At 34.1% G+C, this 18,562-nt stretch carries 19 protein-coding genes; 7 read left to right on the top strand and 12 right to left on the bottom strand.

What is annotated here, in order from left to right:
- Positions 1 to 5: 5 nt before the first annotated feature.
- Entirely contained in the window at positions 6 to 1,247 is a 1,242-nt protein-coding gene (locus tag IEV10_RS11170) for a glycosyltransferase (protein WP_308694213.1), read from the top strand.
- 55 nt (positions 1,248 to 1,302) lie between these two features.
- Here the strand turns inward: IEV10_RS11170 and IEV10_RS11165 are convergent, their stop codons facing one another.
- Positions 1,303 to 2,559, bottom strand: a complete 1,257-nt coding sequence (locus IEV10_RS11165) for a serine hydrolase domain-containing protein (protein WP_188374816.1) — start codon at positions 2,557 to 2,559, stop codon at positions 1,303 to 1,305.
- A gap of 237 nt (positions 2,560 to 2,796) precedes the next feature.
- Here IEV10_RS11165 and IEV10_RS11160 point away from each other — a divergent pair, with 237 nt between their 5' ends.
- From IEV10_RS11160 to IEV10_RS11150, 3 genes are all read left to right on the top strand, one after another.
- Positions 2,797 to 3,243 (top strand): hypothetical protein, encoded by a 447-nt coding sequence (locus IEV10_RS11160; RefSeq protein ID WP_188374815.1) that lies wholly within the window; start codon positions 2,797 to 2,799, stop codon positions 3,241 to 3,243.
- The gene (locus IEV10_RS11155) at positions 3,243 to 3,443 is read left to right on the top strand and encodes a helix-turn-helix transcriptional regulator (protein ID WP_188374814.1); all 201 of its coding nucleotides are present in this window, start codon (positions 3,243 to 3,245) and stop codon (positions 3,441 to 3,443) included. The genes IEV10_RS11160 and IEV10_RS11155 overlap by 1 nt, the downstream gene beginning before the upstream one ends.
- Positions 3,444 to 3,506: 63 nt before the next feature.
- Positions 3,507 to 3,956, top strand: coding sequence for a DUF2846 domain-containing protein (locus IEV10_RS11150; RefSeq protein ID WP_188374813.1), 450 nt, complete (start codon positions 3,507 to 3,509; stop codon positions 3,954 to 3,956).
- A 10-nt stretch (positions 3,957 to 3,966) separates the two neighbouring features.
- Here the strand turns inward: IEV10_RS11150 and IEV10_RS11145 are convergent, their stop codons facing one another.
- Entirely contained in the window at positions 3,967 to 4,647 is a 681-nt protein-coding gene (locus IEV10_RS11145; RefSeq protein WP_188374812.1) for an SIR2 family NAD-dependent protein deacylase, read from the bottom strand.
- A 141-nt stretch (positions 4,648 to 4,788) separates the two neighbouring features.
- Between IEV10_RS11145 and IEV10_RS11140 the strand changes: the two genes are divergently transcribed.
- A complete protein-coding gene (locus IEV10_RS11140; protein ID WP_188374811.1) occupies positions 4,789 to 5,445 on the top strand; it encodes a TrmH family RNA methyltransferase in 657 nt (218 codons plus the stop codon).
- A 34-nt stretch (positions 5,446 to 5,479) separates the two neighbouring features.
- On the top strand, positions 5,480 to 5,842 hold the full coding sequence (locus tag IEV10_RS11135; protein WP_188374810.1) for a VOC family protein: 363 nt from the start codon (positions 5,480 to 5,482) through the stop codon (positions 5,840 to 5,842).
- On the opposite strand, the gene IEV10_RS11130 is transcribed toward IEV10_RS11135, so the two are convergent.
- From IEV10_RS11130 to fahA, 8 genes are all read right to left on the bottom strand, one after another.
- Positions 5,839 to 6,648, bottom strand: a complete 810-nt coding sequence (locus IEV10_RS11130) for a carboxypeptidase-like regulatory domain-containing protein (RefSeq protein ID WP_188374809.1) — start codon at positions 6,646 to 6,648, stop codon at positions 5,839 to 5,841. The genes IEV10_RS11135 and IEV10_RS11130 overlap by 4 nt on opposite strands.
- Positions 6,649 to 6,778: 130 nt before the next feature.
- Positions 6,779 to 8,632: a DEAD/DEAH box helicase gene (locus IEV10_RS11125; protein WP_188374808.1), complete on the bottom strand. Its 1,854-nt coding sequence runs from the start codon at positions 8,630 to 8,632 to the stop codon at positions 6,779 to 6,781.
- 293 nt (positions 8,633 to 8,925) lie between these two features.
- Complete coding sequence (locus tag IEV10_RS11120; protein ID WP_188374807.1) at positions 8,926 to 9,738, bottom strand: nucleotidyltransferase domain-containing protein; 813 nt, start codon at positions 9,736 to 9,738, stop codon at positions 8,926 to 8,928.
- 136 nt (positions 9,739 to 9,874) lie between these two features.
- On the bottom strand, positions 9,875 to 11,053 hold the full coding sequence (locus IEV10_RS11115) for a serine hydrolase domain-containing protein (protein ID WP_188374806.1): 1,179 nt from the start codon (positions 11,051 to 11,053) through the stop codon (positions 9,875 to 9,877).
- Positions 11,054 to 11,132: 79 nt separating this feature from the next.
- On the bottom strand, positions 11,133 to 12,008 hold the full coding sequence (locus tag IEV10_RS11110) for a hypothetical protein (protein ID WP_188374805.1): 876 nt from the start codon (positions 12,006 to 12,008) through the stop codon (positions 11,133 to 11,135).
- A 7-nt stretch (positions 12,009 to 12,015) separates the two neighbouring features.
- On the bottom strand, positions 12,016 to 12,591 hold the full coding sequence (locus IEV10_RS11105) for a non-canonical purine NTP diphosphatase (RefSeq protein WP_188374804.1): 576 nt from the start codon (positions 12,589 to 12,591) through the stop codon (positions 12,016 to 12,018).
- A gap of 87 nt (positions 12,592 to 12,678) precedes the next feature.
- Entirely contained in the window at positions 12,679 to 13,854 is a 1,176-nt protein-coding gene (locus IEV10_RS11100; RefSeq protein ID WP_229719692.1) for a hypothetical protein, read from the bottom strand.
- 119 nt (positions 13,855 to 13,973) lie between these two features.
- Complete coding sequence (fahA, locus tag IEV10_RS11095) at positions 13,974 to 15,266, bottom strand: fumarylacetoacetase (RefSeq protein ID WP_188374803.1); 1,293 nt, start codon at positions 15,264 to 15,266, stop codon at positions 13,974 to 13,976.
- Between the two features lie 113 nt (positions 15,267 to 15,379).
- Between fahA and glyA the strand changes: the two genes are divergently transcribed.
- Positions 15,380 to 16,654, top strand: coding sequence for a serine hydroxymethyltransferase (glyA, locus tag IEV10_RS11090; RefSeq protein WP_188374802.1), 1,275 nt, complete (start codon positions 15,380 to 15,382; stop codon positions 16,652 to 16,654).
- 2 nt (positions 16,655 to 16,656) lie between these two features.
- Here glyA and IEV10_RS11085 read toward each other — a convergent pair whose 3' ends face one another.
- The gene (locus IEV10_RS11085) at positions 16,657 to 17,337 is read right to left on the bottom strand and encodes a LytR/AlgR family response regulator transcription factor (RefSeq protein WP_188374801.1); all 681 of its coding nucleotides are present in this window, start codon (positions 17,335 to 17,337) and stop codon (positions 16,657 to 16,659) included.
- On the bottom strand, positions 17,334 to 18,362 hold the full coding sequence (locus IEV10_RS11080; RefSeq protein WP_188374800.1) for a sensor histidine kinase: 1,029 nt from the start codon (positions 18,360 to 18,362) through the stop codon (positions 17,334 to 17,336). The genes IEV10_RS11085 and IEV10_RS11080 overlap by 4 nt, the downstream gene beginning before the upstream one ends.
- Positions 18,363 to 18,562: the final 200 nt, after the last annotated feature.

Below are 18,562 nucleotides of genomic sequence, written 5' to 3'. Positions count from 1 at the left end.
ATAACGTGTCTATTAAAAAGCTCTTAATTATTGGTTTTGTTTGGCCAGAACCCAAAAGTTCTGCAGCTGGTAGTAGAATGATACAGCTCATTCAGCAATTCCAAAAACAAGGCTTTGACATCACGTTTGCAACTACTGCTAACGAAAACGATAAAGCTTTTGATTTAAGCTCTATTGAGGTAAAAACTGCATCTATAGAATTAAATAACGCATCATTTGATGATTTTATAAAAGGTATTAATCCAAGCATTGTGCTTTTTGATCGCTTTATGACTGAAGAACAATTTGGTTGGCGTGTAGCTGAGCAATGCCCTAAAGCCATAAGAATTCTTGATACTGAAGACCTACATGGATTGCGAAAGGGAAGAGAAATAGCTCTAAAAGAACATGCAGATTTCTCAATAGCCCACCTGCAAAACGACTTCACTAAAAGAGAGGTTGCCAGTATATATCGCTGTGATTTAAGCTTGATAATTTCTGAAGCCGAAATAGGTATATTGGTAAATCAACTTAAGGTAGATAGAAAATTACTGTATTATTTGCCTTTTTTGATAGACCCAATTGAAAAAAATGAAAACGCACAGTTTCCCGATTTTGAAAAACGTCAGCATTTTATAACTATTGGTAATTTTTTACACGCACCTAATTATGATGGCGTTTTATACTTAAAACAAACAATATGGCCGTTAATTAGACGGCAATTACCTAAAGCGGAACTGCATGTTTACGGCGCATACGAATCGCAAAAGGTATTGCAGTTGCATCATCAAAAAGATGGTTTTTTAATCAAAGGTTTTGCTGAAGATGTTGATGTTGTCATGCAAAATTCTAGACTTTGTTTAGCACCATTGCGTTTTGGTGCAGGCTTAAAAGGTAAGCTTATCGATGCGATGAAAAATGGGACACCATGTATCATGACCAAAATTGCGGCGGAAGGTATGTTTGGAGATCATAAGTCGAATGGCTTTGTTTCTGATGATAGTAATGAGTTTGTTAAAAATGCGGTGGATTTATACCAAAATGAATCGCTTTGGTTAGAAAAACAAGCTAATGGTTTTATAGCCTTGAATAACCGCTTTAATACTATACATTTTGAAACAGATTTTGTACACAGAATAAACGAATTAAATCAAAACTTAGAGACTCATCGTCAAAAAAATTTTATAGGGCTATTACTCCAACATCATACCTTGCAAAGTACAAAGTATATGAGCAAATGGATAGAGGAGAAGAATAAGTTATTTTAGCTGGTATTTAAAGTGCTATTACTTTTATAAGTTGTTGGTAAGAGTTAGTTTGTGGTTAAAAAACTGCTCTAACTCTATTGTATATATTATGCCATCGCAATTTAGCTTTTTCACTAACCGTAGAATTGTCAATTGTATAGTTGTATCCTAGACTAACTAAGGCATTATAAATCCAATTATGATTCGACCTATTCAATTTACTCGTTCCAGTATTCCCTAAAAATATATAGCCAAGCTTTGTTTTAGGATCAAACCACATCATTGTGGTAATACAATTATCTCCACCACTCATTCCTGTCAGTTGATAGGTGATACCATAGTTGTTTCTGTCTATCATAAAGAATAAACCGTTGTTATCATCTTCGAGATTGGTAATTGGACCATTTAATTGTGGTGAAAGCATTTTCTCAAATGATTCTGAGTTTAAAAGGATATTATTATTTGAGATAATTGCTTGGCAGTATTTTGTCAAATCCCTGACATTAGTAATTACATCTCTGCTTGGATATAATATTACACCACTTGTTTGAACATTAGTGATTGAGTCTTCAACCGGTTCATAATAGCTAGTGTGCAGTAAAGAGTCACTTTTAGATTTTTTCCAATAAGTTTCATTTAGTTTAAGCGGATTAAAAATATGAACTTGTGTGAAATCTGAAAAAGAAGTTCCTGATACAATTTCAATAACATAAGCCGCTAAACTTGCACCAATATTAGAATAACTCCAATCTGAACCTGGCTTAAATTTGGTAAATTTAACTTCGCCATATTTACCCTGTTCAAAATAATCACTCATAAATGAGTTCAAGCTTTTGTCTTTTTCAGTCTCCTCGATATAAAGTGATTCTACAACTAATTCATTATAATCTAATGAAGATGTATGTGTGGCTAATTGTTTAAGTGTAATTTCATCGTTTGGAAAATTTGGATTGTAAATTTTAAAAGGTAGGTGTTTATTTATTGGGTCATCAATAGTTAATAACTTTAGTTCTTCAGCTTTCATTAATGCAATACCAATTGTAGTCTTAGATATAGAAGCTATATACTGTTGAGTATTGGTAGTGTAAGGTTTTTTATCTTGTATACTAGAATATCCAAATCCTTTTGAATAGATAGTACTATCTGCATTGAATACTGAAACAGCAAATCCACCCATCGTATTTGGGCTGTAATATTTATTTAATTTCTCCTCTATGTTAGTCAAGTTTGCATTTATATCGTCTTTAGTTTGATATAAGAGAAAAGATACAAATGTTATTATTAGTAGAGTTAAGATTAATAATGTCCTTTTTAGTAATTTTTTGCGTTTCATCTATTGATTGATTTAGTTTATAATTAAGACGATAAACTTAAAAATTGGTTACAGGGTAAAGATTACAATTGTAGATAGTGTATAGATAAATTCAATTTTAACTGATTTTGTCAGATGTTCAACTTGAAAATCACAATATCAACTTTTATAAAATTCTTTTGTGTAATTCAAAAATGTAAAGTAAATTTGTCATATAGTAAAAATAATTTTACTTAATATACAGTAAATTTGTCAATTATGAGTGGAAAGAGTTTTGCAGAATGCGAGCGTCATCGCATACAGAAAGTATTAGATTTTAGATTACCTACGTCCTTTAAATGGATAGGTCTAGTAATAGTTATTATGGCATTTGTATTGTTTTTTGTTAGAAGTCAGTTTCCTGACCAAGCAGATTTTATAAGAGGTATAGGAAGAAAAGTATTTATTATTGGTCTATTGTGTATCTCCTTATCACGAGATAAGGAAGAGGATGAGATGACTATTGCCATACGTGCACAATCCTATGCCATTGCTTTTATTATAGGTGTGCTTTACGCTATAATAATGCCTTATGTTGAGTTTGGAGTTTCTAACATAGTACATTCTGGTGGCGAAGCTTATAAAGAATTAGGAGATTTTCAATTGTTGAGTTTTATGTTTTTAATACAATTGGGTTTTTATTATACTTTAAAGCGTTACAGGTAATGGAAAATACAATTAAAGTAGAGCGTGCGATATTAAACCTAACGCAAGATGATTTAGCAAAAAAAATAGGTGTCTCACGGCAGACAATAAACTCAATTGAAGCCAATAGATATGTGCCTTCTACAGTATTGGCATTAAAGCTATCTAAAGTTTTTGGTAAGTCGGTAAATGAATTTTTTAAACTTTCTAATCAAGACTAAATAATTGATGTTGAATTATTCAAAATCAATATTATATTTGAGCTGAATATTTAACACATTATAATGAAAAATTTGAAATTTATTTTATTAGCTTTTTTAATTTCCTGCCTAACCTTTACATACGGGCAAGAATCTGGAGAATCTTCATCATCAGAATCTTCAACATCAGAGACAGGAACTATTTGTTTTATTAGAAAAACAGGATTTTTTGGCTCTGCTTCTGCGTTTAAAACATTTATAGATGAAAAGTTTGTATGTAAATTAAATAATAAACGTTATTCAATGCATGAAGTAAGTCCAGGAAGTCATATTGTGTCAGTTCAATTTGGGGGTAAGAAATCAAAGAAAAAAGCTGAAAAATTTCAAGTTAATGTTGAGCCTGGTAAAATAACATACGTGCAAGTCATAATGGAAACAGGTGCTTTGGTAAACAATATCTATTGTGAAGAAGTTACTGAAAACACAGCAACGCGAAAGATGAAATTTCTTAAACCAGATAAGAAATGTAAGTAATTATAAAGACCTATCTTTTTAGATAGGTCTTTAATTTTTCCATGCCTGCTGTAGCAGGTTCTGGTATAACCGTTACTTTTGAGTTACTAATTTCTGCAGGTTTTGGATCTATATAATAGATAGGAATTGTTGATTTTACAAAGTTCATTAAACTTGCAGCAGGATATACTTGCATGCTTGTACCTATAATAATAAGTACATCTGCAGTCTCACAAATGGTTATTGCTTCTTCAATCATAGGCACATCTTCACCAAACCAAACAATATGCGGTCGTAATTGATAGCCATTGTCGCAAATATCACCAAGATTAATGTCCTCCTGCCAATCCCTTATGTCTGTTGGGTTTCCTGTACTACGAATTTTTCTTAGCTCACCATGAAGATGTAATACATTTGTGCTTCCTGCACGTTCGTGTAAGTCATCAACATTTTGAGTAACTATCGAGACATTATAAGCTTCTTCTAGGTTCGCTAAAGCGATATGTGCAGCATTTGGTTTCACCTCTTTAAGTTGTCGTCGCCTTTGATTATAAAAGTCCAGAACTAATTCAGGGTTATTACAAAAACCCTGCGGTGAAGCTACTTCCATAACATCGTGCCCTTCCCAAAGTCCATCAGCATCTCTAAACGTTTTAATACCACTTTCGGCACTCATACCTGCACCAGTTAATACAACAATGTGTGTTTTCATCTGTTTAAATTTATTGTTTTTTAAGGTCAGATGTAATTCGCTATTAAACATCTCGGTTGGCATCAAGAATTGTTATAGCTCATTTCATAGGATAAAAATAATGAATAAAGCCAATGACAACATATTTTATATTTTAGATTAATGAATGATTTGGACCTACTAAAGCATCTCGAAGGATATCTTACTGAAAATCGTTTACAACGATTTAATACGGTCTTGCCTTTACGTACGAAACATTTTACTGTGGCAACAGAAGATGTGTATCAATTGCATAATACAAGTGCTGTTATACGCACTTGTGATGTTTTTGGAATACAAGAAGTCAATGTTATTGAAGAGGTTAACTCTAAACGGATTGACCGAGAAATTGCTATGGGCGCTCAAAAATGGGTAGACCTAAATAGATATAATAGCACAAAGTCTTGTATTGATACACTCAAGCAAAAAGGCTACCAGATAGTCGCAACCACACCTCATACTAATGATTGTGATTTGGTTGATTTTGATATCTCTAATAAGTCGTGCTTCTTTTTTGGTCGTGAGACCGAGGGTTTATCAGATTATGCTATGGACCATGCGGATTGTTTTTTAAAAATACCTATGGTAGGTTTTACGGAGAGCTTAAACATATCTGTTTCTGCCGCTATCATTCTTCAGCATTTGACATCAAAGCTTCGTAAGTCTCATATCAACTGGCAACTTTCAGATGCGGAAATTATCGAAAAACGTTTTGATTGGATAAAGAAAACCATAAAAGATTATGACGCTATAGTAGAACGATATCAATCAGGAATTTAAATTTTTGTAAATTTCAATAACAAAAAACAATATTATGGTAGGTTGGTTTGAAATTCCGGTAAACAATATGGAGCGCGCAAAAGCGTTTTATGAAACTGTCTTTAATATTGAAATAAATATTGTCGACTTTGGAGGTTTGCTAATGGGTTGGTTTCCAAATAATAATGGTGCTTATGGCGCGACTGGAACATTAATTTTTCAAGACTCTTATGTGCCAAGTCAAGAAGGGACATTAGTTTATTTTATATCAGAAAACGTGCAAAATGAATTGGATAGAGTAGAAGCTTCAGGCGGAAAAATCTACAAAGCTAAAACCAAAATCTCAGAGGAGCATGGTCATATGGGTGTTTTTATAGATTCTGAAGGAAATCGCGTAGCCTTACATTCAAAAGCTTAAGGTGTTACCTTTTTCTTGCCTCTTTTGCGTTCACTGTTACGATTAAGAACTTTGTACTCTTCATAACATTCGCTTATTGCGTCTAATATTTGAAGGTCATTAGCCGTTCTTATAAAGTCTCTAGAGTAGTTACACTGATTTACAATTTCGTCTAAATCGTATTTGTCTACTTGTAATAAAACCGTTAGCATTTCACGGTCAAAACGCTTAGCAAGCTGATTTCTAATTTCATCATCCTTTTTCATTTCCTTTAGCTTTCGCATCTGGTTGGGCTTTTTACCAAACATTTTATAGAGGAAATCGGCAGGATTAAAAATGGCGCCTAAAACTTTATTTACGACATTGGTTTGTCCACCTTCATAACCTTGATTTGGCAGACCAGAAATTCTAAAGCGATTATTTGTTCTAATAGGAATTTGCTTAATATCTACCTCTAAATAACCGGTAAGTTTTAGCTGATTAACAACAACTTCTTCTAAAGCTAGAGCTAAATCTGTCATTTCTATCTCTGTATTACCAAACTTAATCCAGTCATTGGTCACACGGACTTTTATAGACTTGTAACCTATGTACGATAAGTGAAGCGTATCATTTACTTTAGCTCTAATATCAAAAACCCCATCGTCATTTGTGGTTGTACCAATAACCTGATTTAGATTTACAACATTAGCATCTACAAGTGGTAATTTAGTCGTACTACTAATAATTGTCGCTTGGACTCTCGTAGGTTCATTAGCAGGTTCGGTGTCTTGTCCGAATGCATAAACGGATAAAAAACATAGAAAAAGAAGTAAGTAATGCCTCATGTTTTTGCTAACTGTGTAAAGGTACTAAACAAAACGGATTTTATTATAGTACTATTATTTCTTTGACGTAATATTAACACCTCACTTACTTAAAAAGCCTAGAATTTTGGTCTAAACTTCTGTCAAAATGCTATTTCCTTCTTGAACGTCTTGGTCTATCAGAACCCGAAAAATTTGAACCAGAATGCTCAGAGCGCCTTCCTCTTGGCTTATCATTATTAGAGCGTCTGCTGCGTCTATTGCCTCTATTTCCTGAATCATCAGAACGTCTTGGTTTTTTATCGCTAGAACGTCTTTCGCTTCGTCTATCATCAGAACGTCTACGTCCGCCACCGCTATTTCTTCTTCGGCCGCCACCATCACGTCTACGACCACTGCCGCTTCTGCCTTTGTTTTCAGATACTTCAACATTTACAAAACGACCTTCGTGCTTAAAGTCTGTAAAGAATGCTAAGACTTTTTCTTGCAGTGTTTTCTCCGTATTAAAAAACGAAAAACTCTCTTTAACATCTACTTTAAAGACATCGTCACGTCCTAATTCTAGTTTTTCTTTTAAGAAGTCTTTTAACTTCATCCAATCAAAACCATCTTTGCGTCCAACATTAATAAAGTAACGGGTGTCGTTTGACGATACTCTACCTTCGCCACCATCTCTAGCATCAACAACGCTAAGGTCTTTTGATTTTTGATAGTAGTTAAAGAAGCGGTTAAACTCCACTGAGAAGAACTTCTTGATTAAATCTTCTTTAGAAGTATCTACAAATAACTCATTGATGCTTTCTAAATACTTATCTATTTCATCACCAGTTTCTGTGGTATGAATTTTATTGGCTAAAGACATTAATTGTACTTCGGTAATTTCTGTGCCGCTAGGAATGTCTTTTTTCTCGAACTGCTTTTTAATAATACGCTCAATGGTTTTTATTTTTCGCAATTCACTTTTTGAAACAATAACCATAGAAACCCCTGTTTTACCAGCACGACCTGTACGTCCCGAACGGTGTGTATATGTTTCTATCTCATCTGGCAATTGGTAATTAATTACATGCGTAATATCGTCGACATCAATACCGCGAGCCGCAACATCAGTAGCAACCAGCATTTGTATTTGTTTGTTTCTAAACGATTTCATGACCAAGTCACGTTGGTTTTGACTTAAATCACCATGTAGGGCACCAGCGCTATAACCGCTTTCTATTAAGTTTTCTGCTACTTTTTGTGTATCACGTTTGGTTCTACAGAAAATTACAGAAAAGATATCTGGATGTGCATCTGCCAAACGTTTTAAGGCCTGGTAACGGTCTCTGGCATTTACTAAATAGTACTCGTGAGAGACATTGCTTGTACTTTCGTTTTTATTACCAACTGTAATTTCTAAGGGATCGTACATAAATTTATTCGCAATCGCAGCCACTTCTCTCGGCATTGTTGCGGAGAACAACCAAGTACTTTTATCGTCTGGTGTATGCGATAAGATGTCTGTAATATCTTCATAGAAGCCCATATTAAGCATCTCATCAGCTTCATCCAAAACACTGTATTGTATTTTTGAGATATCGACGAGCTTACGACTAATCATATCTTTCATACGACCAGGAGTAGCAACAATAATTTGTGCACCACGTTTTACTTGTTTGGCTTGTTCTGTAATGCTAGCACCACCATAGATGGCAACAACATTAAGACCATTACAGTATTTACCATACTGTTTAAGCTCGTTTGTAATTTGTAAACAAAGCTCACGGGTAGGCGATAAGATAAGACCTTGCGTCGTACGACTATCAATATCTATTTTCTCGAGCATAGGAAAACCAAATGCTGCAGTTTTACCTGTACCGGTTTGTGCTAATGCAACGAGGTCACGTTCTTCGTTTAATAATAATGGGATGGCTTGTGCTTGGACATCACTTGGGGTTACAAAACCCATATCCGTGATAGCATTCAAAAGGTCTTCGTTAAGACCGAGTTCTTGGAATGTACGCATTACTTTCTTGTAAGTATTCGATTATGTTATGTGGTGTTACATAAGAAGCGAATCGACATACTTAAACCTAAGACTTCTTGTAACACATCCTCACCCTGAGGAAATTAATGAAAATCAACCCTTTGACTTTCAGCGTGCAAAGATACACTTTTATTTGACTTTATATTTATATGATTATTTGAAGGTACTATTAATAATCTTGTATATGAGCCGTTTTAATAACTTATATAAATTGTTGGCATTTCTTTATTTTTTTGCTTCGTTCCAATTCCAACACTCATTTTTCTTATGCATTACCAATCCTCAAGCGGAAATTTATTATCTCTCCAAGACCATTCTACATCTTCCATAAACCAATGAAAAGCTTCAATGTCAATTATATTCCAATCCCTAAATCCTCGGACGCTTTCGAAGAGCCGATTAGCATTTTTCACAGAAGGTTGGTTTAAAACCTGATTCATTTCTTTGATTAGATTTCTTGGTTTGGCATTGCATCTTGATAAGTATTCGTAAAACCACTTGTGATATGGGAAAAGTACTCGATTGTATGCGAGAATCAACCTACCGGCAAATAGTACAAGCTGAGATGCTGCTCGGCTTTTTGTATAAATGTTGTCATGCCGCTCTGCTTCTCCCATTAACCAATTTTGAATGAAGGCCATCGAATAGAATTTTCGTATTTTTTGGTCCCTGTCAGCTTCCGGGTATTGCTGGATAGCGTGGATGATGCCAGCAAGGTCATCTACTCTTGAAAAGGCTATGATTGCTCCATCAAATGCCGCTCGAGTGGGTTCATTTCCTCTATCGATGACTTGCCTTAGGTAATCCATATCGATGACTTTTCCATCCACAAAGCCATTGGGATAATCTGTCAAGTCCGTTCGGTTGATAAAAAAGTCTCCAGTTTTTTGTAGATTTTTGAATTCTTTATCTGTAGCAACCATCATGAAATCGATATCTGAGTCTGGTTTTGCGTATCCTTTGGCAACTGAACCGCCGATGATTAAAGCTTCATACCTCTCATCATTCTGATATTCTTTCACAAGGTTATTAATTGCATCCTGGTGATGAGGTAAGATATTATTGTTCATAAATTTCAAATTCATATCGCTCAATTTTATCTAGCTTGCTATAGATGCCACCACGATGATATGTCTAGTTATCATTGCCTTCATCTGATGTAACTTCGACAAGCTCAGTCTGTCATTTGCGAAGTTAGCTTTTTAACACTTAACGGTCAGCTTACCACTCGTAAACTTTAACAACACTTCTTATAATCTCTGTGATGATATCGTAATTTTCAGAGTTTACCATAATGACAACCCCATTGCCATCTTCTAAGCTGGCATAGTAATGACACTTAAAACCCTCGTTACTTCCACCATGTTGGAAATACTGTTTCCCTAAAATTTCAGAAATAAAAACCCCTAAGCCAATAGCTTCGCCTTCTAAATAAGGCGTCATCATTTTTACAGTCATGCCTTTTGATAACAGCTTATTGGATTCGCCTTTTAAAGACTTCTGCATCTCTATAATGTACTTTGACAAATCTGTAGGCGTTGTCCATAAACCCGCAGCTGCCATTTCTGGGTACACATGATACTTAGTTTTTAGAGGCTGGCCTTTAGACCAATATGCGGTTGCTAATGCCGCATCTTTTGGCGGTGGTTGTGTATAGAAACTTTCGGTCATTCCTAATGGATCCAAGATCTGCTCTTTCATATACCTGTCGTATGTCATGCCTGTGTTTTCAGTTAAAATGAGTTGGGTGATGGTTGTACCGCCTCCAGAATATTTAAACTTTTTGTTGGGCTCAAAAAGAGACTTTACTTTTTTTGTATTCGCTGGTTTTTTGCCGTCTAAAATTTGTTGTGTAGTTGGAAGCGCTTCACCAACTTCATAACCTCCAAAGCCATGTCTAGATAAACCAGCAGAATGCGATAATATGCTTGCGATACCTATGGTTTTGCCATTTGCTTTTTTTCGAGATTTTAGTTTCCAACTTTTTAAAAAGGTGTCCACATCTGCTTCTAAGTCAATAGTATTTGTTTCTGCCCATCTTAAAACACCAACGGCATTCAAAGACTTACTTATAGATGCCGCTTGGAATAAGGTTGTTGTAGTTGCAGGAATTTGCGCTTCTTTATCTGCAAAACCATAAGCTCTGTCCCAATCTAACTCATAGTTTTTGATAACAGCGATACTTACGGCAGGTGTATTATGAAAGGTCATGCGCTCCGTAAGCTTATGAGTAACGTCGCTAGAATCCATAGGTTTATCCCGCAGATTATTTTCTACAGCTTTAATTCTGGATTCTACAGCTTCAGAATATGTTGGATTTGCTTGCGCAGATACTTTAGAAATAGAAATTGAAAAAAATAAAAGGACAGATAATTTTGCCAAGTGTTTGATTCTAAACATATTGAAAGTGTTTTTTGATGATTTAAAGTTACAATTAATTACAATAATCAATACTTTCTTTTTAATGAAGTGAATTCTATTAGTTTAGATCTTTGTTTCTATATTTAGGTTTACGTACTAATTTCATAGCACGTAGAAACTCTAGATAGAGTGATTTCATGATTGGTTCTGTTATAGTCGATGATTTATAACCATTGAAACCTACGATTATAAATTCGTTGTCACTATTTTTTTCTAAGATGAGTGTTATATCTTCTTTATAAAACTTAAATTCTGTAAAGCCATTTTCGTTGTAGTAATCACCAACTGTAAAGTCTTGCGCTTTGAGTTCTTTATGTAATATTTCTAAGCCATTACGTTGTTTAGCATACTCATAAAACGTCTGTAAAAATTGATAGGTATCATCGTCAGTTATTGATTTTAATGGTTTTATATCTTCTTCAAGAAAATAACTGTCAATCTTTTTAAAAAAGATATTTACTGCCTTTATAATAGAGTCTGTTTTAGGTTTTAATTTCTGTTGTTTTCCGTAGTTAATAATCTTTTTCTTTGCCCGGTTGATACGTTTTTTAGTTGGGAATATGCTGTTTTCACCTTTAATACGCCATTTGCCATTGTCATCTTTGCAAAGGTGGATTTTATAATATTCGTAGCTTGTCATCAAACAACTGGCACAATCATCATTAATTTCTACAGATTTAACTTTCATGTTTAAATCTGCTTCAATAATGCGCGCTTTCAGCATTTTTGCGTATTTGTCGTTGAGCATTAAAAGTTCATATAATGAATCACTTGCAACACTTTTTATTAATGAAGAATCATTTACTCTTAATAGCTTTCGACCTTGAATGAATTGATTACACGCTTTTGTAACTTTATCTTCTTCTGATTGTGCATTACACACAAAAAAAGATAGCATTATCACAACTGAAGAAATTAAAGTTTTGAAGGGCATATGATTATTACAAGTTAGTTAAAAAATCGATTAATTGTTTTACGGCCTTTCCACGATGACCAATCTTATTTTTTTCTTCTAAAGAAATTTCGGCAAAAGTTTGTGTATAACTTTCAGCCTTAAAAATACGGTCATAACCAAAGCCTTTATCACCTTGTTTATCTGTAGTTATTTCGCCTTTACAAATGCCTGTAAAGGTTTTTAATTCGCCATTGAGATGTAATGCAATAACGGTTTTAAAATGTGCATTTCGGTTAGATTTGCTTTCAAGATTATTGAGAAGCTTATCCATATTGTCATTGGCATTGCGTTGTGGTCCTGCATAGCGCGCTGAGTAGACGCCTGGTTCACCATTAAGTGCTTCGACTTCTAAACCTGTATCGTCTGCAAAACAATCGTAACCATAATGTTTAACCAAATACTCCGCTTTTTGGATGGCATTGCCTTCAATAGTTGCTTGTGTTTCAGGGATGTCTTCAGTACAACCAATATCTTTTAGACTTAATAGTTTGATGTTTTCTGGAACAAGCGATTGCACCTCTTTTAGTTTATTAAGGTTATTGGTAGCAAATACGAGTCTCATAGTATTAGTGTTTTTCAATGTGAAAATAATTCAATTTATAGTCGTAAAAAAAACCTCGATAATATCGAGGCTTTTTATTGTAATCTATCATAATTTGTAATCCGAAATAATGTCTTTCAGTTTTAATTTCAGGTCTTCGCCAGAGTCAAACACCATTTGTTCATTCGTTGGAAACGGCACAGCACGATTTCTTATTAAGTTTCTATCATCGCTATTTAGCGCGCGTCTGTCACCTCTAAAGGTGGCGTAAAAATGTTCAAAAATAAAACCACTATCGATGTTAAATTGCTCTAATGTTTCTTGAGCTTTTAAGTCTGTAAAGACGACATTGGCTAAGATTTCGGCTTGTTTAAATTGTTCTATCTCAAATAATCGAGCTCTTACTGTTATAATTTTATCTTCTTTAATATCGTTACCAAGACTGTCTTTTGCAACATTACCGTTGGCATCTAACTGGTATTGCCAACCATCTTTAACTTCTCTTTGGCGCAATATTTCTCGTTCTCTCACTTGTTCTGGAGATATATTAATTCGAGCTAAGCGTAATTGCATGGCATAATCGTATACCATACTGTCTTTTTCATAGGCATGATACTCTGTCCAAAATTGGTTTAAACCATAGGTGTCAAAATCCAATAATGCATCTTCTAGTCGTCTTGGAATGATTTGATTGGTCTGATTCTCTATGGCTACAATCACATGAGCAGTGCCACGCTCATGCGCTTCTTGCATGAGCTCACGCGTTTTTTCATAATTTGGATTTATATCTTCGATATATGACAAAGTGTTATAAGCATCGCGCAATTGGAACTTGTCATCACCTTCTAAAAGCGCAATTCCTTTTTCGTAAAAATAATCAGAGACATTTTCACGAGCTTCGACGATATCATTTGTAAAGTCAGTGATTTTAAAAAATACTTCACGACCTTTTATGCGCAATGGTAAGAGCGGTCTAACTGCATTTTGTCTTTGGTCTAAGGTATTGTATGTTTCAAAGATACGTTTATAGTATTCAGGATTATTACTAGCTTTTAGACTAGCAATAGCATTTAAATCTCTTTCATTGGCCTTGTCATAAGCATCTTTAAGTAAAAGAATGTAGTCTTGCTTACGTTTAGCATCTTTATTAGTACTTAACTTTTTTACAGCTTTATAAATGGCTTCATTGTAGTTGCCAGAGGTTAGGGCGCGTTTCACCTTTTTCTTTGATCCGCACGAAACGACGAATACAACTAATACGAGTAATAGAGTAGTTTTTTTCATAATCGTAGGTTTTTAAGGTTTCACTCGATAATCGAGATTATATTGTAGATTTCAATAGCTATGCCAAACATAAAAAAGTCCAGCTAAAAACTGGACTTTTTTATTCTATTTATTAGTAACTATTTGTTTTTCTTTGAGTTAAATACTGGTAATAATTGTGTTTTTACTTGACCAAAACCTATGCGAACATCATCATTTTCGCAATAACCGCGCATGATAACAGTATCGTAATCGTTAATGAATTTACGTTCAGTACCGTCTTTTAATTTAAGAGGTTTTGTGCCTTTCCAAGACAATTCTAGCATAGAACCGTAAGCGTCTTCAGTTGGTCCAGAAATGGTTCCACTACCCATCATATCACCAGAATTAACAGGACAACCATTAACTGTATGATGTGCCAATTGCTGTGCCATATTCCAATACATGTATTTGAAGTTAGATTTGCATACTGTCGTTTCTTTACCATCTTTAGGCTGTATGCCAACTTCTAATTTAATATCAAAACTATGCTTGCCTTTTGTTTTTAGGTATGGCAATGGTTCAGGGTCTTGCTTAGGGCTCTCAACTCTAAATGGCTCTAAAGCATCTAAAGTGACTATCCATGGTGACATTGATGATGCAAAATTTTTCCCTAAAAATGGGCCCAGTGGTACATACTCCCACTTTTGAATATCTCTTGCAGACCAATCATTGAACACCACTAAACCAAAAATGTATTCCTCAGCTTCATCAATTGGGATTGGCTCACCAAGATCGTTAGCGTCAGTAGTTATAAAGGCCATTTCTAATTCAAAATCTACCAATTTACTTGGTCCAAATACAGGCTTATCTGCACCTTCAGGAAGCGTTTGTCCTTGCGGTCTATGTATTGATGTATGTGTAGTTACAATCGAAGAACTTCTGCCGTGATAGCCTACAGGGAGATGCAGCCAATTTGGCATTAACGCATTTTCTGTACCTCGAAACATTGTCCCTACATTAGTAGCATGCTCTTTGCTGGCATAAAAATCGGTATAATCGCCAACTAGAACAGGCATCTTCATTTCAATCTCATCCAAGCGGAAGCAAATAGTTTCTTTATGTGCCGTATTATTTTTTAAAGTATCGTTGTTTTTATCAAAAATTTCTGCAATTCTATTTCTTACAGCTCTCCATGTTTTTCTTCCATCTGCAATAAAGTCATTTAAAGAATCTTGAAGAAAAATATCATCTGTTAGTGGAATACCCTCAAAATAGCCTAACTGATGCAAGGCACCTAAATCAATTGCAGTATCACCAATTCGTGTTCCGATAGTAATGATATCGTCTTTTGTTAGAAACACGCCGAAGGGAATGTTTTGAATTGGAAAATCAGAATATTTGTTAACGTATAACCATGATGTTCTGTTTGGATTATTTGCTGATAAAGGCATAGGGCTTCTGTTGATTAAATGTTGATTATTTACATTCAAATCTACGTGATTTTTCAAATTAAAACTAATGTAATTTGTATTTTTGAAACTCATTTAACATCATATTAAATTATATGCAACGCGACGAACAAATATTTGAATTAATAGAGGCTGAAAAAGAGCGTCAAATTGATGGCATAGAACTTATTGCATCAGAAAATTTTACAAGCCCGCAGGTGATGGAAGCTGCAGGTTCTGTATTAACTAATAAATATGCTGAAGGCTATCCTGGTAAGCGCTATTATGGAGGTTGTGAAGTCGTAGATGAAGTTGAGAATATTGCTATTGACCGAGCAAAAACCTTATTTGGTGCGGCATATGCCAATGTACAACCACACTCTGGAAGTCAGGCTAATACAGCGGTATATCATGCCTGTTTAAAACCTGGAGATACTATTTTAGGTTTTGATTTATCCCATGGTGGTCATTTAACACATGGTTCACCAGTTAATTTTTCTGGACGTTTATATAAACCTACATTTTATGGTGTAAAAAAAGACACAGGATATATCGATTATGATATGTTATCTGATATGGCTGAAAAGGAAAGACCAAAGATGATTATCGCTGGTGCTTCTGCTTATTCGAGAGATATTGATTTTGCAAAATTTAGAGAAGTAGCTGATAATGTTGGTGCGCTTTTACTTGCTGATATTTCGCATCCAGCAGGATTAATTGCAAAAGGCATTTTAAACGATCCAATGCCACATTGCCATATTGTGACCACGACGACGCATAAAACATTACGTGGCCCTCGTGGCGGACTTATCATGATGGGTGAAAATTTTGAAAATCCATTTGGCTTAAGACTAAAAAATGGAAACTTGCGTAAAATGTCTGGGCTTATAGATTCTGGTGTATTTCCGGGAAATCAAGGTGGACCATTAGAGCATATCATTGCAGCCAAAGCGATTGCTTTTGGAGAAGCACTTACTGATGAATTTTTACATTATATGCTTCAAGTAAAAGCTAATGCTGATGCTATGGCTAAAGCATTTGTAGCTAAAGATTATAATTTGATTTCTAATGGTACTGATAATCATATGATGCTAATTGATTTGCGTAATAAAGACATTACAGGGAAAGCGGCAGAACAAGCACTTGTAAAAGCAGAGATTACTGTAAACAAAAACATGGTGCCTTTTGATACAGAATCACCGTTTGTAACTTCGGGTATTAGAGTTGGTACGCCTGCTATTACAACACGTGGCCTTAAAGAAGATGATATGGCTTATGTGGTTGACTTAATTGATGAAGTGATTACAAATCATGATAATGAAACTGTTCTTGAAGCTATTGCTGAAAAGGTAAATGCATTAATGTCTGAAAGACCTTTGTTCAACGGGTAAATTTATCCATTAATTTTAGCCCAAAACGCATCTTTGTATGTAGCACCAATTGGTATATGTTCTCCTTGAATAATGATGCGATTGCGTTCTATATATTCTATATGTTCTAAACTGACGATGTAGGACTTATGGACACGAATAAACTTATTTTTTGGTAAGCTTTGTTCAAAATCTTTCATGTTCTGCAAAGTCAACACTTTACCATCTTTAGTTTGAATGGCAACGTAATCACTAAGCCCTTTGAGATATAAGATATTTGAGAATAATAGTTTCTGATGACGGTATTCTGTTTTTACAAAAATATAGTCGTTGCTCTCATGTATTATAGCGTCTACACTTTTGCTTTGGGCTTTTTCAACTGCTTTTAGAAAACGCTGAAAGGTTATAGGCTTTAATAGATAATCAACAGCATTTAGGTCATAACTTTCTAGTGCATATTCTGAGTATGCCGTTGTAAAAATGACTTTAATATCAGGATTTATAATCTTCTTGAATTCTACTCCAGTAATCTCTGGCATTTGAATATCGAGGAATAATAAATCAACAGTATTTTCTCTTAATAATTTTAGAGCATCAATAGGATTATTAAAATTACCTATGACTTCTAAATCTTCAATCTTAGAAGCGTAAGAAGTTAATAAATCAACTGCTAAGGGCTCATCATCAATTATAATACAAGTCATTCTATTGGTATTTCTAGTTTTGCAGTATACAATGTGTTTTCTGCTTTACAAGAGAATTTATGATTCTTAAAGTATAAAAGCTCTAATCGCTTTTTTAAGTTGTCTAATCCTAAACCACCAACTTTATCTTTTTTCTTGTCATCAATTTCGTTAATTACAGAATAACTCAATATCGAATTAGAGATGTTAAGGTTGATTGTAATTGGATTTTCATCACTATGTAATTTACCATGTTTAAAGGCATTTTCAACAAATGGGAGTAGAATAAATTGTGGTATTCTAACAGTTTTAGTTAGCCCTTCAATATTTAGCTCAACATTTGGGTGATTTTTATGTCTGATGCTTTCTAAATCTATAAAATTTCTAATTTGGGATATTTCATCTTCTAAGGATACATCAGTTTTGGTTTTGTATAATGAATACCTTAACAAAGATGATAATTTTTCGATTGCACCTAACGCATTATCAGAATTTGTATGCACTAAAGCATAGATATTATTAAGCGTATTAAACAGGAAATGTGGGTTAGTTTGAGAACGTAATAAATCTAATTCCATGCGTTGATTCTCCATTGTAAGTTGGTTATTTCGTTCATCTTTATCCTTTGAATATTGCCAAAAATAAAATATAACTCCTAGAACGCAATATTGAAATACATAATAAAAATTATCAAAAAAGTAATACCATAACGACACTCCTTTTTTATAATTACCAAATCCAAATAAGTACCTGTAACCAACTTCTTCAACAAAATATCTTATAGCAACAATTAGTAGTGCGGCAAAGAATACTAACACAATGTTATACCAAAAAGACTTTTTATTATGCCATTTATAAAAAATGAGATAAGAAGAAAGTGTATACAAGAAGAATATAATACCTATGGAAGCTGTTAATGCAAGGATTCTAGGCTGTGTATGGTACTGAAAAGCATTTGTAACAGATTCAGACTCTATTATTTCCTTAATAACATCAGTTATTAAATAATATAGGAAAAAGCTTAGTGCTAATTTTTTGATATTCATTTTCATAATACGAAACTAGTAAAATATAGGTATTGTATTAAAGCACATCTGTGAACTTTAAAAATTTATCTATGAACATCAATTTACTTACAGTCAATAGAGAAATGTAAAATTTAACCGAGGTCTTTATCTAGTTTACAGATTCTGTTTCTCCTTAAATGAAAAGAATTAGACTTTTGGTATATCATTAAATTATTGCA

This window comes from Winogradskyella haliclonae (assembly GCF_014635865.1).
In the GTDB taxonomy this organism is placed as follows: Bacteria; Bacteroidota; Bacteroidia; order Flavobacteriales; family Flavobacteriaceae; genus Winogradskyella; species Winogradskyella haliclonae.
This window is presented reverse-complemented; position numbering and strand designations above follow the sequence as displayed.

Coding starts and splice junctions, on each gene's coding strand:
- IEV10_RS11165 (WP_188374816.1), bottom strand. CDS start 2,559: ATGAAACGCAAAAAATTACTAAAAAGGACATTATTAATCTTAACTCTA.
- IEV10_RS11160 (WP_188374815.1), top strand. CDS start 2,797: ATGAGTGGAAAGAGTTTTGCAGAATGCGAGCGTCATCGCATACAGAAA.
- IEV10_RS11155 (WP_188374814.1), top strand. CDS start 3,243: ATGGAAAATACAATTAAAGTAGAGCGTGCGATATTAAACCTAACGCAA.
- IEV10_RS11150 (WP_188374813.1), top strand. CDS start 3,507: ATGAAAAATTTGAAATTTATTTTATTAGCTTTTTTAATTTCCTGCCTA.
- IEV10_RS11145 (WP_188374812.1), bottom strand. CDS start 4,647: ATGAAAACACACATTGTTGTATTAACTGGTGCAGGTATGAGTGCCGAA.
- IEV10_RS11140 (WP_188374811.1), top strand. CDS start 4,789: ATGAATGATTTGGACCTACTAAAGCATCTCGAAGGATATCTTACTGAA.
- IEV10_RS11135 (WP_188374810.1), top strand. CDS start 5,480: ATGGTAGGTTGGTTTGAAATTCCGGTAAACAATATGGAGCGCGCAAAA.
- IEV10_RS11130 (WP_188374809.1), bottom strand. CDS start 6,648: ATGAGGCATTACTTACTTCTTTTTCTATGTTTTTTATCCGTTTATGCA.
- IEV10_RS11125 (WP_188374808.1), bottom strand. CDS start 8,632: ATGCGTACATTCCAAGAACTCGGTCTTAACGAAGACCTTTTGAATGCT.
- IEV10_RS11120 (WP_188374807.1), bottom strand. CDS start 9,738: ATGAATTTGAAATTTATGAACAATAATATCTTACCTCATCACCAGGAT.
- IEV10_RS11115 (WP_188374806.1), bottom strand. CDS start 11,053: ATGTTTAGAATCAAACACTTGGCAAAATTATCTGTCCTTTTATTTTTT.
- IEV10_RS11110 (WP_188374805.1), bottom strand. CDS start 12,008: ATGCCCTTCAAAACTTTAATTTCTTCAGTTGTGATAATGCTATCTTTT.
- IEV10_RS11105 (WP_188374804.1), bottom strand. CDS start 12,591: ATGAGACTCGTATTTGCTACCAATAACCTTAATAAACTAAAAGAGGTG.
- IEV10_RS11100 (WP_229719692.1), bottom strand. CDS start 13,854: ATGAAAAAAACTACTCTATTACTCGTATTAGTTGTATTCGTCGTTTCG.
- fahA (WP_188374803.1), bottom strand. CDS start 15,266: ATGCCTTTATCAGCAAATAATCCAAACAGAACATCATGGTTATACGTT.
- glyA (WP_188374802.1), top strand. CDS start 15,380: ATGCAACGCGACGAACAAATATTTGAATTAATAGAGGCTGAAAAAGAG.
- IEV10_RS11085 (WP_188374801.1), bottom strand. CDS start 17,337: ATGACTTGTATTATAATTGATGATGAGCCCTTAGCAGTTGATTTATTA.
- IEV10_RS11080 (WP_188374800.1), bottom strand. CDS start 18,362: ATGAATATCAAAAAATTAGCACTAAGCTTTTTCCTATATTATTTAATA.